The organism is Synechocystis sp. PCC 7339 (assembly GCF_019924095.1).
In the GTDB taxonomy this organism is placed as follows: Bacteria; Cyanobacteriota; Cyanobacteriia; order Cyanobacteriales; family Microcystaceae; genus Synechocystis.
Map to the genome: position 1 here is coordinate 708,849 of NZ_CP063659.1, position 16,401 is coordinate 725,249.

The window sequence follows — 16,401 nt, forward strand, 5'->3', positions numbered from 1 at the left end:
AATATTGCTTTTTGTCTGTACGATCATGCTCTTATCTTTAGCTTAACCCCGACGAAAACCAAGCAAACGAATATATTCATTTTGTACTAATTGATAGCATTCACAGCTAGTTTTTTTAAGGGCATCGTAGTCTAACAGAGTTATTCTTCCCCGACGATAAGTGATCATGCCGGACTGTTGTAGAGAGTTGGCAGCAATGGTTACCCCCGATCGCCGGACCCCGAGCATATTAGCGACAAATTCTTGGGTAAGGGGGATTTCGTCCACTTGAAGACAGTCATGGACAGACATTAACCAGCGGGCCAGACGTTCTTCAATTTTATGTTGACGATTACAGGCCGCACTCTGGGAAACCTGGGTGAGTCTGGCTTGGGTATAGAGCAACAAAATTTTCTGCAGTTGGGGAGACTGCTCAAACTCGCGTAAAAGTATATGGGCACTTAGTTTCCAAGCTTCCCCTGGCACCTGAACGATGACCTGGCTTGTGGTTTGTCTTCCCCCCAGAATAATGGGCAATCCCACCATTCCTTCATTGCCAATTAAACCAATTTCTGTGGTGGAGCCATCATCCATAATTGAAACAACGGAAATCATGACTGTATTGGGAAAATAGGCAAATTCCATCACCTCATTGGGCTCGTATAGTACTGTGCCGGTCTTGTAGACAACTTTTTTGAGATGGGGCGCTAAACGTTTATAAACTTCGACGGGGAGGAGCCCTAATAACTGATTTAATTTTATGGGGGGATTATTGGTCATTGGCAATGCAATTAATTAAAAATGCCATCTCAATTCACTAATAATCATAAGGGTTGTATGTTAAAATCCCTTAGATTCATTTGAATTAAAATACTTATGGCTCCTTGTCTCCCAAAGCTTGGAAAAATTTACTCTGCACGATAAGCTGATTTCTGTATAGAGTAAGGATTGCGCGCAAACGGGACGCCGGACAGGCCCAAACCAAGAGTCTATCTTCAGAACTACATTCTTATCTGTACGAAACAGGACTTTAGGAGAATTTATTAATAGAAAACTTTCCGGCCATAGTCAATATCAAGATAATTTAGTCTCGACTTCAATTTTTTTACTCTGTAATTCATAAATCCTCTAATCCGATTTAGTGAAAACAATCAATTGTCTATGGCCTTGATGATGGCGATCGCCAAAAGTTGATGGGTTATACCGCTTTTATTTTTTCGGTAAATAAGTATCTCTATTAGACTTGACACACAACAAAATTCTACAGTGAGAAATATTGAATTTATTAACGTTTTTTCTGTCTGTGTTGTGTCCGATTTCACTGTGGGGGTGGCGTTTTTAGTACGGGCTTAGACCGGCGATCGGTTGCTTAAAAATAACAGGGTGACGGAGTTCTTCCGCTGGATATGTTTACCGTAGGAGGACAATTGCTCAGAGTAGTTGACGCCACCACTGCAAAACCTTAATTAGGTAATTAGATTTTAAAATCGCATAAACTCATAATTTCTATTTGATCGTACCTGCGCCAATGATCATAGTGTTAATGCATCACAAAAATGATTGAGGAATTAATGTAGTTTTGCCCTGGTCAAGACGGAGAGCGGTATAGGTTTGTCATCCCTTCTTCGTGCCTTTGCCTCCATCCGTCTGATCTTGTTCGGTTTTACGCCTAAGGGAGAAAGGAAAATGGGCTTACCATCAGGGAGAGAGGCCACGCCAAGACTGCTGAGTCTGTTAAATTGCAGTGGCAAAAAGTTTGGTATTTCCTATTCCCTTTCAGAACATCGTCCCCCGTTGTTACCGCTGTTAACTTTCCCACCCTAAAAATCTGGTTCCCGTGAATGAAGTTTGCCTAAAGTTGAGTGATTTGTTTGTGTCTTCCGGTTGGGGAGGATATGACCGGGGGCGGGCTCCCCAATGGGCCCATCCGAAGGCCCAGCAACAATGGTTTGGGGCGATCGCCGCTTTGGAGCCATTTTTAAGGCAGGCTTTACCCAATGTGGGGGGGGAATTACCGGGAATCTGTTTGGCCGGCCCTGCTCCAGTGCTCAAAGATGCAGTGCTGGTGCGAAATTTTTACCAAGGCATTGCCACTTCCTGGGATGAATTTTCCCCCTGGCCTTGTTTAACTGGTGGGGAATCTGAATGGAGTCCAATCCCCCCCATGCGGGAAATTCCCCTATTTCCCCAGGATCCCTTGGCGGAAGAGCAATTTTGCTGGCTGATGACCCCCCAATTTGGCTTGCTATTGCTGTTGGGTAAAAATGAGCAGGGTTTAGCCCAGTTTTACTGGAGTTTTGACCCGGAGATTTTGCAACAAGCTTGGTTTAGTCTCCAGACCCGTCTCAAGTACGGCCTAGGTTCTGACCTGCCCCTGTTGCAAAAAACCATAGCGGCTTTTAATTTTCCCCAGCCCGATTTCCGTTTGGTGACCTACTTCGGGCAGTTAATGTTGGACTATCAGCCCAATCTCCATAATCTTCCCCCACTGCAGGAACAGGAATCTGCGGAACCATCCCCAGACGTGGAACTGCTCCAAGCTTTGACCCATGAGGTGCGGACTCCCCTGACTAGCATTCGCACCCTGACCAAGTTGTTGTTGCGTCGCAAAGACCTTTCCCCGGAAGTGCTCAAACGGATTGAATCCATTGACCGGGAGTGTAGTGATCAAATCAGCCGCATGGATCTGATTTTCCGAGCCACGGAATTGGAATCCACCCCCCTGCCGGAATTGGTGGTGCCCCTGACAGTCACGTCCCTAGAAGCGGTATTTCAAGCCGGGATTCCCCGCTGGCAAAAACAGGCCCAACGCTACAACGTCAATTTACAAGCGCAGATTCCCCATTCTTTGCCCCAGGTGTGGAGTAACCCCAGTTTGTTGGACCAGGTGTTGGGGGGCATGATTGAAAAATTTGTGCGAAATTTTAACGGAGGTGGAGAAATTCATTTAAAAATCACTACCGCCGGGGATCAATTAAAGGTGCAGTTCCATACCCAGTCGGTGCACCAAGCTAATCCCGTCAAGGCCCTCGGGGAATTGCTCATGTTCCAGCCGGAAACGGGTTGTCTGAGTTTAAATTGGGACGTGACCAAAAACCTCTTTCAACTACTGGGGGGTAAGTTGACCGTGCGACGGCGATCGCCATCGGAGGAGGTGCTAACCATCTACCTTAAATGTGAACAAAGGACTGTGCCTGTGGCCAATTATGATAAGCGGTTCACCATGGTATAACTCCTAAACTTAGAGTTTCAATGCTCTGAAATTCGTCGGCGTAAACCCTGGGAAATAAAGGTCAAAATGCCAATGGCGATCGCCCCGGCCCCAACCGCTATCAATGCTGGTACAAAACGGGATTGCCAAAATCGTTCCCTGCCCGCCATCGTCAACTTACCTGTTTCCCAATAAACCCAATCATCTCCTAGATAACTAGCTAGATTACGGTTCCCCGATAGCAGCAGCACAATGCCATTACCTGTTTCTGGATTGACCCGCAAAGTGTGGTTCAGGGCTGGCATATTGCCACCGTCATGGCCGATCACATGACCCCCATTAGTGGTGGTTTGATACAGCATCATGCCTAAACCCCAGGTGCTATCGGTGCCCGGTTGGGCAGTTGCCATGCTATGCAAGGTATCAGCTCTCAAAACTGGGTTCGGTCGAAGCTGGGCCTGGGCAAATTTAACCATGTCATCCAAGCTGGCATAGAGAGACGCCGCCCCGGTGGCAGTGAAATGACGAGGAGGACTGGGTTGTAAATCTTCCGTAAAACTGGTGGCTAAATCGTCTGCCCTTCCCTGGTCAACAATGGTTTGCCAATCAAAATTGGCCCCGGTCATACCCAGCGGGTTAAGAATTTGCTCCCGCATAAATTCGGCAAAGGATTGTCCTGCTACTTCCTCCACCAACAGTTGCAGAACGGTATAGCCTCCCCCAGAATAACGCCATTCCTGCCCCGGTGGATAAACTGCCTCCACCCCCCTTGGTTCCCCAAAGGCCACATCTTTCGTCAGGGTTAAGGACTGTTCTAGGGTTTGCAATGGTTGCCCCGGCAAAAATCCCCCATAGCCAAAATGGTCATTCTGTCCACCGGTATGGCTCAACAGTTGGGCAATGGTTACCTCTCTTCGGTAAGGGCTATCAGCAGGAAACTGCCAACGCCGGAGATGGGACAAAACTGGATCGTCCAAATTAATCTGTCCCATTTCCACCAATTTCATTACCCCCCAGGCGGTGACCAGTTTACTTACGGAAGCCATTTGGTAGAGGGTATTTTCTGGATCAACGGGAGAACCGGAATCAACATTCTCCACTCTCACCGTATGTACAGTTTCCACTTTGCCATTCTGGATTAGGGCTAGGGCCGCACTGCCTAATTCCTTACCCTTCCCTTGGTTAAGGCGATCAATCAAATATTGGTTGAGGGAGGCTCGATCACCAGGGCGTAGGGGAGGATGGGAAAACCAAATACTTTCCCCCCATAACACTGTCCCCACTAATAAACCCCAGATTAGGAGGGCAATAATGCCAGTTAAAACCTTTTTCAAGCTTTTGTTTCGCCCAGGTTATCTTTGTGGTCAGTTTTGAATTTTAGCGGAAAATTCCTGGGGTTTTGCTAAGATCCAATCAGGGTTCCCTTTCTCTAGCCCCATACATTAGCCCAATCAACCATGACGACCCATTTCATCACTGCGGAAATTGACCTCCAGGAAAATCCTCTAGAACTGCAACGGGAAATTGAAGCAGAGTTGGCCAAACGGGGTGATCCCCTGCGGTGGGCGGTGACAGCAGTAGATAAGGAGCAACAAAAAGCCCAGGTGGAGGCGGTGGTAACAGTGACGGCGGTGCAGGAAGTCTAGCAGTTTGAATTTCACCGGTTAGTTCCAGTTTTTTACAGTCACTTTGAGTTATAACGTCGCTTTAATTATCCCCACCGGGGTGGGGGCGGCCATTGGTGGTTACGCTGGGGACGCCTTGCCGATCGCCAGGGCCATGGCCCAAGGGTGCGATCGCCTCATTACCCATCCCAATGTGTTAAACGGGGCCCAGCTTTATTACCCCATACCTAACGCTCTCTACGTGGAAGGTTATGCCCTAGACCGCTTTGCTCAGGGGGATTGGGGTCTCACACCAGTGCGTCAGAATGCCATTGGACTAATTTTGGACCAGGGCATTGAAGGAGATTTGCGCTGGCGACATTTGCAGGTAGCGGACGGGGCCAGGGCAACCCTTGGTTTAACCCTAACGGATTACGTTGTTACCGATGAACCCCTGGGGGTGGAGTTGCGGCTGTCGGCTTCCGGGACTAGTTGGGGCACCATTGCCAACCCAGAAAGTTTGTTGCGGGCGGCGGATAAGTTATTGACCCAGACCAAAGCCCAGGCGATCGCCGTTGTGGCCCGCTTTCCCGATGACGTGGGTAGTCAGGTGCTAGAAAATTACCGCCATGGTTGCGGAGTGGATCCCTTGGCAGGAGCCGAAGCAGTCATTTCCCATTTGGTGGTGCGCCAGTTTCAGGTACCCTGTGCCCATGCCCCAGCGTTGAGTCCTTTGCCCCTAGACCCAAATATTTCTCCCCGGTCGGCGGCGGAGGAATTGGGTTACACATTTTTACCCTGTGTGTTGATGGGGCTGAGTCGGGCTCCCCACTACCAAAGATTTCCCAGCACCGATGGCCAAACCCTCTGGAGTCGGGACGTAAATGCGGTGGTTGTGCCCGCCAGTGCCTGCGGTGGTTCGGCCCTGATGAGTTTTAGTCACACTTCTACCCGCATCATTGCAGTGGAAAATAACTCCACCCAGCTAGAAGTCTATGCCGAAGACCTAGGCATTTCTGTGGTTAGGGTAAACTCTTATTTAGAGGCGATCGGTGTGCTGTGTGCAGACCGTGCAGGCATTAACCTTGATTGTTTCCAACCGGATTTACCCCTTCTTCACCGCCTACCCTGAGTATCTGTGTCTTCATCTAATAGTCCTTCCGAAATGGAACCCCTGAACCGTACCCAAATTCTCGGGGTGATGGGATTCACAGCGGTGCTACTGCTGATCATTGCTAAACTCTGGCAATGGTGGGGGGATGTCACCCTGCTGAGGATAAGTTTAAATGCTCCGGATGCCTTGATAGGGGTCGGTTTAGCGGCGGCAATTATCTTGGCCAGTGGATTAATTTACCGACTTTGGCCTGCCTATCGAGCCAGTGCCGATGTCTATCTCGCCTTTGTGATTAAACCCTTGGTGTGGGCTGACCTACTCTGGTTAGGACTATTACCCGGTCTAAGCGAAGAACTACTATTCCGGGGAGTCATGTTATCAGCCCTGGGGGCTGGGGGCCTGGCAGTGGTGGTTTCCAGTTTAGTTTTTGGCGTATTGCACCTGAGCAGTGTTGAGCAGTGGCCCTATGTGGTTTGGGCGACAGTGGTGGGTTTGGTGCTGGGCTACGGGGCGATCGCCAGCGGTAATTTACTGGTGCCCATTGTGGCTCACATTCTCACCAACTGGGTTTCCAGTGCCCTCTGGAAATTTAACCACCGCCAAGGGTAATTTATCTGGCCCAGGTTGATTCCATGGGTTTGATCCGAGTCCCCCAATGAACAGGATTGCTACCCTGATTGAACGTCCCTGGTCGGACGCCAGTCCCATTCCCGATCGCCGAGGGATTAGGGTTATAATGACAGGGAAGTAACTACCGCGTTGGTGACTGCCAACAACGTTTTTTGATCTATGCTTGAAAAATAAGGGTGTCTCTGTGCATTCTGCGTTGCAGTAGACCGGGCTCGTACCCGGAAACGAAAACGGGAATTGATGACTCCCCCCTGGTTACACCAGGTCATAAACTGAGGTAAAACGGCGTGGTGGTACTTCTTTCTCAGCTTTTCAGGTTTTGCTCTCTCTTACATCGGGTTTAACTCGGTTGTCTTAGTTTTTTTGTACCCCACATAGGTTCTCCCGCCACCCTAAGCAAGGGATTCTGGCATTGTCTCTGGCGGCTCCTGGGGCTCAGGCTGACTGAGATCAGTTTTTCCAGACCGCACATCATCAACCACTTTCTTGATCACACTGGCGATCGGGACTGCGAGCAGCACTCCCAGCAAACCGGCTATTTCTGCCCCGACAAAGATTGAAATCAAGATCCATACCGGATTTAAGCCAATTTTATCCCCCATTAATTTGGGTGCCACACCGTTGTCGGTGATTTGATCAATGACAATGGCACTGACGAAAAATTTCACTGCCACCACCCAACCATTTAAAACTAAAACCACAGTGCCAATAAAGGTTACTACCGCCCCAGCAAAGGGAATCAAACTGGCCAAACCCAAACTAAAGGCGAAAAGAATACTGTAGGGAATGCCTAAAGCGGCAAAAACCACCAAGCGAGCTAGACTAGACCCCGACGCCAGAATTAGACGACTAATAAAATAATCCCGGAAAATTTCACTGGCATATTGGGGAATTTTTTTCTCCCAGGGAGAGGGTAACCAACTCAGAATTCCTTGCCAAAAACCATCCCCCCCCACTAATAAAAAAATAGTTAACACCAAGATCACTAGGGTATCCACCACACCCCCAATGGTTTCAGTCAATACTTTCAGACTAATTTGCCCAATGCGGTCCAATTCTTTACTCAAAGCAACGTAGGTCTTTTGCAATAGGTCATCAATATTGATCCCCATGCCATCAAGGGTTAAGGCGAAAGTAGAGTTTCGTAAATCATTTAAATGGTCTTTACTGCCACTGAGCCAACGGGGGATATCCTGGGAAAGATTACTCAATTGACTAGCCATCAAGGGAATTATGGTAATTCCCCCCAGGGCGATCAGGGCAAAACTGATGGTAATGACCGCAAAAATTGCCAACCTTTTACCGATGCCCTTACTAACTAAAAAACCAATGGTTAACTTGAGCAAGAAAGTCACTAGGGTCGCAATAATGATGTAGTCAAAGAGGTCACGGAAACGATCAATGATCAGAGTTAACAAAACCCCATTCAAAAAGAGGATGGGGAAAATGATCGTAATCTTGAGCCAACTTGGTAAGGATTTAATTAACTCTGTCATTATCAGAAATCAACAAGGGGAAAGATTAGGATAACAATTACACAACAGCAATAGTCGAACAAAATTAATTAATCAAACTTAACTATCTGGTTAAAAATGCTGTTCCGCTTCGGCCCTGTTTTTGCACTATTTTTCACCTATTTACATTTCCATGGCTTGATAGGTATAAAACTGTTTCATTACCCCAATGGTTTGAAACTCGTAGGTGGGGAAAGGATCCGGCAGAGCTAGAGTGGTTTCATAAATGCTAAACAACAGAAAATTTTGCTGATTAGTGGTTTGGGCGATGACTTGCTTAATTTGCGGTTGCCCCGCATCAACTAAGGTTTTGCAATAATTCTGCACGAAGCCACCAAAATCCGAGGGCGCTTTAGGACAAATCTCGGTTTTCAGATAGGTGCTGAGGGTCTCTACGGCGTAGTCCTCGTAGTCCGGCTTACCCGGATTACCGATCGCCATCAGGGCTCCACCAGCTAATACCATCACCCCCCCGATTAACCCAAAAACCGAAAACACTCTCATTAGGGATGCACGCTCCCATCCGGCATAATTGTTTTCGCTAAGTTTATACTGCTGATGTGACTATTTTGAAAACTGACATTACGCAAATCGGCCCCCTGCAAACAGGCATCGACTAGATTGGCTCCCCGCAGTATTGCCCCCGCTAACAGAGTCTTGCGCAGGGAAGCATAGTCAAAATTGGCATTTTGGAAATTAGTCCCTTGAAAAACAGCGCTCCGCAGAGCACACCCCGTAAAGTTAATCTGATCACCGGCCAAGTTAGCTTTGAGACTGATTTCCGATAGGTTAATTAAACTAAGGTTAACTTCCTTCATCAATGCCCTCGCCAAATTTGCTCCCTTCAAGTTAGCTTGACTAAGGTCGGCTCTCTGCAAAAAAGCTTCCTCCACTTTACCGTGACGTAATTGGGCTTGACTTAGATCTGCTTTATAGAAGCTGGCGTGGTCAAAGTTGGCTTTGCGAAAATCTCCCCCTTCTAAATCTGCCCGGCTAAAATTTGCCTGCGCTAAGTCGACACGGCTGAGATCCGCCCCACTCAAATCCGCCCTTGCAAAGTTCACCCCCTCAAGGACCGCCCCCTGGAAATTAGTTTCCACTAGGTTAGCCCCCTCCAAGTTAGTGCGAATCAGTTTAGCTTGTTTGAGTTTGGCATAGGCTAAATTGGCCCCCCTGAGGTTGCAGTCGGTGAAGTCTACCCAACTGAGGTCTGAGTGGCTCAAATCTATGCCCGTTAAGTCTGCTCGACAGAATTTCACCCCCATCAGGCGGGCATGACTGAGGTCCGTGCGGCGCAGTTGGGCTCGGGAAAAGTTACTACCACTTAAATTGCCGTACTCCAACAGGGCCTGGTTGAGAATGATATCGGGTAAATCGGACTGGATTAGGTCGGCGTGGTGTAGGGTAATGCAACTAAAGTCCCTGGTGCCTTGGCCATATTGCCAAAGAAGTTGCTCGGTTTCCATTGTTTCCTAGCGTGTGGTGGGAGTTGTCAACCCGTTCTAGGCGGCACCGGTGGTCCACTGGAGATAGGGGAGTTTCTGGCTGGTGGCGACAATTTGATTGCGATTTTGCACCAGTTGTCCACAGGTGTCCCATTGGCCATCCAGTAGCATTTGCTGAGCTCCGTCGGAAAGAACTACGGCAAAACTTTGATCGCCGTAAGCAACGGAGGAACTGGTTAAGTCGAGATCAACCATTAAATTCGGATCTTCAGCAATGGCCCCTTGTAAGGCTTGTACTTGATCATGGGAAGCCGTCACACAGGGCACCCCATTGGCCAAACAATTCCCTAAAAAGATTTCGGCAAAACTCTCTCCGATAATGGCTTTGATGCCCCATTTGATGATCGCTTGGGGGGCGTGTTCCCGGCTAGATCCACAACCAAAGTTACGGTTCACTACCAAAATGGTTGCCTGTTGATATTGCGGCAGGTCAAAGGGATGATTTCCCCCCTGCTGTTGGCGATCATCGGCAAAGACATGTTCCCCCAGGCCGTCGAAGGTGACGCACCTTAAAAAACGGGCGGGGATAATGCGGTCGGTATCGATGTCGTTCCCCACTAGGGGCAAAGCTTGGCCTTGGATTCCTTTAACTTGGCTCATGGTCTTCGGTAACGGTGTGGCAATTAAACGCTATCTTAGCAGGGGCATTACGATGTTTTAAGACGGCATTAATAAAGCCACCAAAAAGGGGATGGGCTTGGTTGGGACGGGAATGAAATTCGGGGTGAAATTGACAGGCAATGAAAAAGGAATGGTGGGGATATTCGATAATCTCCACTAGGCGGCCGTCGGGGGAGGTGCCACTCACCACAAAGCCAGTATCAATGAATTGATTACGGTAGGAGTTATTAAATTCATAACGGTGGCGGTGGCGTTCATACACCACTTCCCTTTGGTAGAGGGAAAAGGCGAGGGTGTCTGGGGCAATGCGACAGGGGTAAAGACCTAAACGCATGGTTCCCCCCAAGTCCACCACGTCCTGTTGTTCGGGCAAGAGGTTAATGACCGGATTGGGGGTTTCCGTTTCAAATTCAGCGCTGTTGGCTTCCGGCAATTTAGCCACGTTCCTAGCCCACTCGATGACGGAGCACTGCATACCCAAACATAGTCCTAAAAAGGGTAGTTGATTTTCCCGGGCATACTCGATCGCCTGAACTTTGCCATCCACGCCTCGAATGCCAAAACCGCCGGGCACCAATACTCCGTCGACTTCTTTCAGGAAGGTGGCTGCTCCCTGGGCTTCAATTTCCTCCGCACTAACCCAGCGTAAATGGAGTTTGCTGTCACTGGCGATCGCCGCATGGCCCAGGGCTTCCACTACAGATAGATAAGCATCGCTGAGTTGAACATACTTACCCACCAACGCCACAGTAATTTCATGGTGAGGGGACTGCATTTTTTCCACCAGGGATTGCCATTGGGAAAGATCGGGCGATCGATTTTCCATTTTCAGCAACTCTAGGGTCTGGTGGGCTAATCCTTCTTTTTCCAGGATTAACGGCACCTCATAGATACTGCTGGCATCTTGACAAGTGATTACAGACTCCACCGGCACATCACAGAATTCCGATAACTTTTCCTTCATGCCCGGATGTAAGGGGCGATCGCAACGGCACACGAGGATATCCGGCTGAATCCCAATGGAGCGTAACTCCTTAACCGAGTGTTGGGTGGGCTTGGTTTTCATTTCCTTGGCGGCAGGAATCCAGGGAATGAGCGTAACGTGCATATAGATAACGTTATGGCGACCCACCTCCTTGCGGAACTGACGGATAGCTTCTAAAAAGGGGAGGGATTCAATGTCCCCCACGGTGCCGCCAATTTCCGTGATCACCACATCGGGGTTCGTGTTCTGGGCTACCCGGAGAATTCTTTCTTTAATCTCATTGGTAATATGGGGAATAACCTGCACCGTGCCCCCCATGTAGGCTCCCCGCCGTTCCTTGTTGATCACCGCCTGGTAAATAGAACCGGTGGTAACACTATTGAGGCGAGACATGGAAGTATCGGTAAAACGCTCGTAATGTCCCAGGTCTAAATCCGTTTCTGCCCCGTCTTCGGTGACGAACACCTCCCCGTGTTGAAAGGGACTCATGGTGCCGGGGTCAACGTTGATGTAAGGGTCAAGCTTGAGGATGGAAACGGAATAATGGCGGGACTTGAGTAACCGTCCCAGACTAGCGGCCACAATGCCTTTACCAATGCTGGAGACCACTCCCCCAGTCACAAAAACAAACTTCGACATTGGCCAAACTCCCTCAAATTGCGCTTAAATCCCCGCCCATTTTACCGGAGATACCAGCCAATAACTAAACCTAACGTCCAATTGAGTACCGCTTAACTTGCTAGCAAGATTGGTTGATCGTGTAAAGCCATTAATTTTTCTCTGGGAACCGCTAACATGGCGTAAGCCTGACCATCTCCATCGGCAAACTCGACTTCAAAAGCTTCTCCTTCCCCCAGAATTTCAATAATTGTCCCAACTTGTCCTTGACGCAATAGAATTGGCTGGTTTGTCAGAAAAAGCTTGGAAGTAATATCTTCTCTTAACGCCACAAGATTATGTAGTTGAAGATTGTCCATAAGTGTAATTTCCTTAGTACTAATTGCGGATGGGATAAACGCTGGTTAGTCGAGAATAGGTCTCTCCGGGGCGGATTATCCAAGCACTAAGTATTTGCGCTGTTCCGGTGGTGGTAGTCATGAAAAAGACAGCTACATAACGCTCTCCGTACTGATCAGAATTTTTCAATTCAAAACTTTGGTAATAAGAAAATCTTGGTTATTTATTGTTATACCCAATTTAGCTCGGAAAAGTCTAGCTTTATGTTTGCCATTAGGATGGCTCAGACTGAGGGAATATGTCTGTAGTTTATCAGTTATTTGCTTCACATCAGTTTGGTCTCCGTAGGGCAATTTCATAACTTAGATTAAAAATATTCCAGAACTTGACTCAGGATAGAGGTTACAGCATCGATTAGTATGATCATAGGGTTTTCCTCGGAGATTTTGCCATGACCGATCGCCTTTCCCATTTGCTTTCCTGGCTCCGACAACGGACGGAATTAGGCCAGCTTGCCCCGGAGATTCTGGAGGCGATCGCCAGCCAATTAATTGAATTTTCCTTAACCAAAGGGGAAAGTCTACCGAAGGATAGGGATAAGGGAACGGATTTGTACATTCTTGGCCAAGGACAGTTGGAGTCCGGTGCCAGAAAATTTTGTTTATTACCGGGGGCAATCATTAATCTAGAGGCATTCATGATTGATACTCCCCTAGAACAGGATTTAGTTGCCCTTACTGACTGTCAATTATGGTATTTACCGGGGCAAAAAATGCGGCAATTGCTCCAGGATTATCCCCAGATAACCCAGGCGTTTTCCCAGCAGTTAGTGCAAGAACTCAGGGAACTGAATGCCCAATTATTCTTTGAGCAGGAAAAACAGAAGATTTTGCGCCCCTACCTCGTCCCCGCCGCTAAGCGGGCCATTATGGGCAAAAGTCGCTACGCCCAAAAGCTCCGGGAGCAAATTAAAACAGTATCAACAGATCAAAAGCCAGTGTTGCTATTCGGGGAGCCAGGGCTGGAAAAGGATAACACCGCCGCCCTCATTCATTTTGGCTCAGCCCAAGCCCAACGGTCAGCAATGGTGAAAGTCAACTGTGCCTTGCTATCCGCCAGTGGCCAAGAGCTTTTTGGCACTAATCAGGGTAAATCTGGAATTTTAGAAGCCTTGGGTCAGGGCACCTTGCTGTTGAACAATATCCAGGAATTGCACCCCCAACTTTTACCGGCGATCGCCAATTTAATTTGTGAAGGTATTTACCAGCCTGTGGCCACCGTGGGGGAAGCAGAACCAACTTTTCGCCATAGTCAAGCCAAGGTAATAGCCATTGCTGAAAACATTATTCCTAAGCTTACGCCCCTCTTTGCCAACACCATTAAAATCCCTCCTTTACGGGTAAGAAAAGCAGATATTGAAGATTATGTTGACTATTATCTAAGTATAATTTGTCGCTCCAAAGGCATCAAAGTTCCCACCTTAGCACCAGAGGCTCTGCGCCGCCTACAGGCCTATGATTTTCCTAATAATGTTCGGGAATTAAATAATCTGGTGGAGCGGGCGGTGACTCAGTTACAAGGGGAAAAAGTAATTACCGAAGAAATTATTTGGCCCTCCCAAAGTAAGAAGCAATTATTTCGCCTTAATTTACTCAATCGTTACCCTAAGTTTAGACAATTTTTACGTAGTGCTTGGTGGCCAGATCGCCTTAATTATGGATTTACCATCTTTGCTTTTCCCCTTATTGTTGCCATTTTATTTCTAGGGCCCCAAACGAGGGATCAAAATTTTGCTTTGAATTTATTTTGGGCTTGGTGGTGGCCTCTGGTGTTATTGGGATTTCTCTTTGTCGGTAGGCTTTGGTGTGCTGTTTGTCCCTTTATGATTTATGGAGAAATTACCCAAAAATTATCCCTGTGGCTCTGGCCTAGAAAACTAAAAAAATGGCCAAGACAGACGGCGGAAAATTGGGGTGGTTGGTTTCTTTTTGCCCTTTTTGCCCTAATTTTACTCTGGGAAGAACTTTGGGATTTGGAAAATACTGCTTACCTTTCTGCTTGGTTATTGCTTTTAATTACCGGAGGGGCCATGGTTTGCTCCGTGATTTTTGAGCAAAGATTTTGGTGTCGTTACCTCTGTCCCATTGGCGGCATGAACGGCATGTTTGCCAAATTGGCTATTACGGAATTGCGAGCCCAACAGGGAACTTGCTCGGCGGAATGTACTACCTACCAATGCTATAAAGGAGGCCCTGCCAAAGGAGAAGGGCAAGCTACTGAAGGCTGTCCCTTGGGCACCCACCCGGCCCAACTAACGGACAATCGGGATTGTGTACTATGTATGACTTGCTTAAAAGCCTGCCCCCATCGTTCAGTGGAATTTAATTTACGTCCTCCGGCGATCGCCATTGTTACAACCCATACTGTGCGTCCCTACGAAGTTGCATTGTTGTTATTACTGCTTAATAGCGTTTTACTGAGGAGATTACCAGAATTTATCCAGGTATGGAATTTGCCACCAGTGGGTACATTTATCAACCACGGTTTGCTCTCCCTCGGCTTGCTATTTTTACCAGCTTTACTGCCACTGATAGCTTACTTTTTGATTCCCACTCCTAAAGTTGGGCAAAAAATTCCCTTCATTAACTTAGCCTACGGTTTATTGCCCCTCACTTTAACGGCCAACTTAGCCCATTATCTCAACCTGGGTTTGGGAGAAGCAGGGCAGGTGTTGACCCTAGTACCAAAAACTTTCCACTGGTCTTTGCCCTTTGACTTACCAATGTTGGTAGCGGATCCGGCGGCGATCGCCTTTTTGCAAGGTATGCTTCTTTTAGCGGGGGTGCTTTGGTCAATTTTTCTCAGTCAACAATTGAGCAAACAATCCTTTTTTAGCCTTCTTCCCCACCACGGCACCGTTGTCGGTTTAATGCTGATCTTTTGGACTGTTATTGTTTGAATAGTTTAAAAGTTTTTGAACTTGATACGCATCGTTAATGGGGTGATCGGGGGAAATAATACCATCTGATATTGCTTTCCCTACCGATGTCAGTTTTATTCAATTAGGATTTTTTTTGATATCCTCCATTCGATGGCGATTGGTAATAAACCCCTGAACCTTGATTGGGCACAAAATGACAGGCCCAATAGGATTTAAAAAAGGCTTTCCAGATTGATTCATTGGAATAGCGATAATACTCCCCTAAAATGGGCTTGATGGCTTCAGTCGCCCGGCGTAATTTGTAGTGGGGCATGTTCAAGAAAATATGGTGGGCAACGTGGGTGCCGATGTCATGGTGAATGGAGTTAATGAAACCGTAGTCCCGGTCAATGGTGGAGAGGGCACCTTTGAGAAAATACCAATCATCACCACGATACCAGGGGATATCGTCTTCGGTGTGATGCAAAAATGTGACCAGATCTAGCCACACCACAAATACGATGTACGGGGCAACATAAAATTTCAGCAAAAATAGCCAGCCAAATTGGAAGGTTAAAAAGCCGAGGAAGCCGACAAAAGTTGCGAGCAAAAGACTACTGGTGAGAACAGCCCATTTTTCTCCGGGACGGAATAGGGGACTGTTGGGCATGAAATGGGAGCCTTCCCGATCTGGCGATCGCCGAAATAGGTAGATGGGATAGGCAATCAAGGGCAAGTAGAAACGTAACAGCTTTTCATACCAGGCCATTTGGTTATACTTTTGCTCCGACACTGGATACCAACTTTCGTCGGTGTCTACGTTCCCAGTGTTGGCATGATGAGTACGATGACTAATGCGCCAGCCGTGGTAAGGCACCAAAATTGGCGTGTGGCTGAGGTGGCCAATCCAACTATTGAGGGTTTTGGATTTGGAAAAGGAACCATGGCCACAATCATGACCCACCACAAACAGAGACCAGAAAAGGGTCCCCTGGATCAGCCAAAAAATGGGATAGAAGAACCAGGAATCAAGATAGGCCGCTAGGGCATAAAATCCGACAATTAAACCAACATCCAAAAAAAAGTAGCCCAGGGAGCGGACCACTGATGGCTCGAAACAATCCACTGGGATGGCGCTTCTGAGCTCTTGGAGGGTGAAGGGTAATTCTTCAGTTTTGAGGAAAGGAAGTTTTGTTTGAGGCGAGGTAATTTCTAGACGCACGTATTTATCTTAAGGGCCGTGATGGCAAAACAATCCTATGATTCTAGCCTAAATGTTAAAAAATGTTAAAAAATGCTCCCCCACTAGAGACGCAGATTTAGGGGCGAGATCAATCTTGACCACCACAAAAGGCAAAGTA

General features: G+C 47.7%; 15 protein-coding genes and 1 other RNA gene. 6 read left to right on the forward strand and 10 right to left on the reverse strand.

Annotated features, from left to right (window positions below; translation table 11 throughout):
- Positions 1-42: 42 nt before the first annotated feature.
- A complete protein-coding gene (locus IQE94_RS03210; RefSeq protein WP_223342702.1) occupies positions 43-759 on the reverse strand; it encodes a Crp/Fnr family transcriptional regulator in 717 nt (238 codons plus the stop codon).
- 1,057 nt (positions 760-1,816) lie between these two features.
- Between IQE94_RS03210 and hik34 the strand changes: the two genes are divergently transcribed.
- Positions 1,817-3,211 (forward strand): two-component system sensor histidine kinase Hik34, encoded by a 1,395-nt coding sequence (gene hik34 / locus IQE94_RS03215; protein WP_223342703.1) that lies wholly within the window; start codon positions 1,817-1,819, stop codon positions 3,209-3,211.
- Positions 3,212-3,228: 17 nt separating this feature from the next.
- Here hik34 and IQE94_RS03220 read toward each other — a convergent pair whose 3' ends face one another.
- Positions 3,229-4,524 carry a serine hydrolase gene (locus tag IQE94_RS03220; RefSeq protein ID WP_223342704.1) on the reverse strand — a complete coding sequence of 432 codons (1,296 nt, stop codon included), beginning with the start codon at positions 4,522-4,524 and terminating at the stop codon, positions 3,229-3,231.
- A 123-nt stretch (positions 4,525-4,647) separates the two neighbouring features.
- On the opposite strand from IQE94_RS03220, the gene IQE94_RS03225 reads away from it, so the two are divergent.
- The 4 genes from IQE94_RS03225 (at position 4,648) to ssrS (ending at position 6,839) form a co-directional block, all read left to right on the forward strand.
- Positions 4,648-4,836, forward strand: coding sequence for a hypothetical protein (locus tag IQE94_RS03225; protein ID WP_194015796.1), 189 nt, complete (start codon positions 4,648-4,650; stop codon positions 4,834-4,836).
- A 43-nt stretch (positions 4,837-4,879) separates the two neighbouring features.
- On the forward strand, positions 4,880-5,926 hold the full coding sequence (locus tag IQE94_RS03230; RefSeq protein ID WP_212716114.1) for a DUF3326 domain-containing protein: 1,047 nt from the start codon (positions 4,880-4,882) through the stop codon (positions 5,924-5,926).
- A 6-nt stretch (positions 5,927-5,932) separates the two neighbouring features.
- On the forward strand, positions 5,933-6,517 hold the full coding sequence (locus IQE94_RS03235; protein ID WP_212716117.1) for a CPBP family intramembrane glutamic endopeptidase: 585 nt from the start codon (positions 5,933-5,935) through the stop codon (positions 6,515-6,517).
- Between the two features lie 136 nt (positions 6,518-6,653).
- A non-coding RNA gene (ssrS, locus tag IQE94_RS03240) (6S RNA) lies at positions 6,654-6,839 on the forward strand.
- A 91-nt stretch (positions 6,840-6,930) separates the two neighbouring features.
- On the opposite strand, the gene IQE94_RS03245 is transcribed toward ssrS, so the two are convergent.
- From IQE94_RS03245 to IQE94_RS18800, 7 genes are all read right to left on the reverse strand, one after another.
- Positions 6,931-8,034, reverse strand: a complete 1,104-nt coding sequence (locus IQE94_RS03245) for an AI-2E family transporter (RefSeq protein WP_223342705.1) — start codon at positions 8,032-8,034, stop codon at positions 6,931-6,933.
- 141 nt (positions 8,035-8,175) lie between these two features.
- Positions 8,176-8,517 (reverse strand): DUF4359 domain-containing protein, encoded by a 342-nt coding sequence (locus tag IQE94_RS03250; protein ID WP_223342706.1) that lies wholly within the window; start codon positions 8,515-8,517, stop codon positions 8,176-8,178.
- Positions 8,518-8,555: 38 nt separating this feature from the next.
- Positions 8,556-9,518 (reverse strand): pentapeptide repeat-containing protein, encoded by a 963-nt coding sequence (locus IQE94_RS03255; protein WP_212716123.1) that lies wholly within the window; start codon positions 9,516-9,518, stop codon positions 8,556-8,558.
- Between the two features lie 36 nt (positions 9,519-9,554).
- Complete coding sequence (gene leuD / locus IQE94_RS03260) at positions 9,555-10,157, reverse strand: 3-isopropylmalate dehydratase small subunit (protein WP_223342707.1); 603 nt, start codon at positions 10,155-10,157, stop codon at positions 9,555-9,557.
- Complete coding sequence (gene pyrG, locus IQE94_RS03265; protein WP_223342708.1) at positions 10,144-11,802, reverse strand: glutamine hydrolyzing CTP synthase; 1,659 nt, start codon at positions 11,800-11,802, stop codon at positions 10,144-10,146. The genes leuD and pyrG overlap by 14 nt, the downstream gene beginning before the upstream one ends.
- Before the next feature lie 92 nt (positions 11,803-11,894).
- Positions 11,895-12,140, reverse strand: a complete 246-nt coding sequence (locus IQE94_RS03270) for a DUF4926 domain-containing protein (protein ID WP_212716128.1) — start codon at positions 12,138-12,140, stop codon at positions 11,895-11,897.
- Between the two features lie 165 nt (positions 12,141-12,305).
- Positions 12,306-12,479 carry a DUF6883 domain-containing protein gene (locus IQE94_RS18800; RefSeq protein ID WP_370630501.1) on the reverse strand — a complete coding sequence of 58 codons (174 nt, stop codon included), beginning with the start codon at positions 12,477-12,479 and terminating at the stop codon, positions 12,306-12,308.
- A gap of 92 nt (positions 12,480-12,571) precedes the next feature.
- Here IQE94_RS18800 and IQE94_RS03275 point away from each other — a divergent pair, with 92 nt between their 5' ends.
- Entirely contained in the window at positions 12,572-15,079 is a 2,508-nt protein-coding gene (locus IQE94_RS03275; RefSeq protein WP_223342709.1) for a sigma 54-interacting transcriptional regulator, read from the forward strand.
- Between the two features lie 103 nt (positions 15,080-15,182).
- On the opposite strand, the gene IQE94_RS03280 is transcribed toward IQE94_RS03275, so the two are convergent.
- On the reverse strand, positions 15,183-16,145 hold the full coding sequence (locus IQE94_RS03280; protein WP_370630502.1) for a fatty acid desaturase: 963 nt from the start codon (positions 16,143-16,145) through the stop codon (positions 15,183-15,185).
- Positions 16,146-16,401 lie beyond the last annotated feature (256 nt).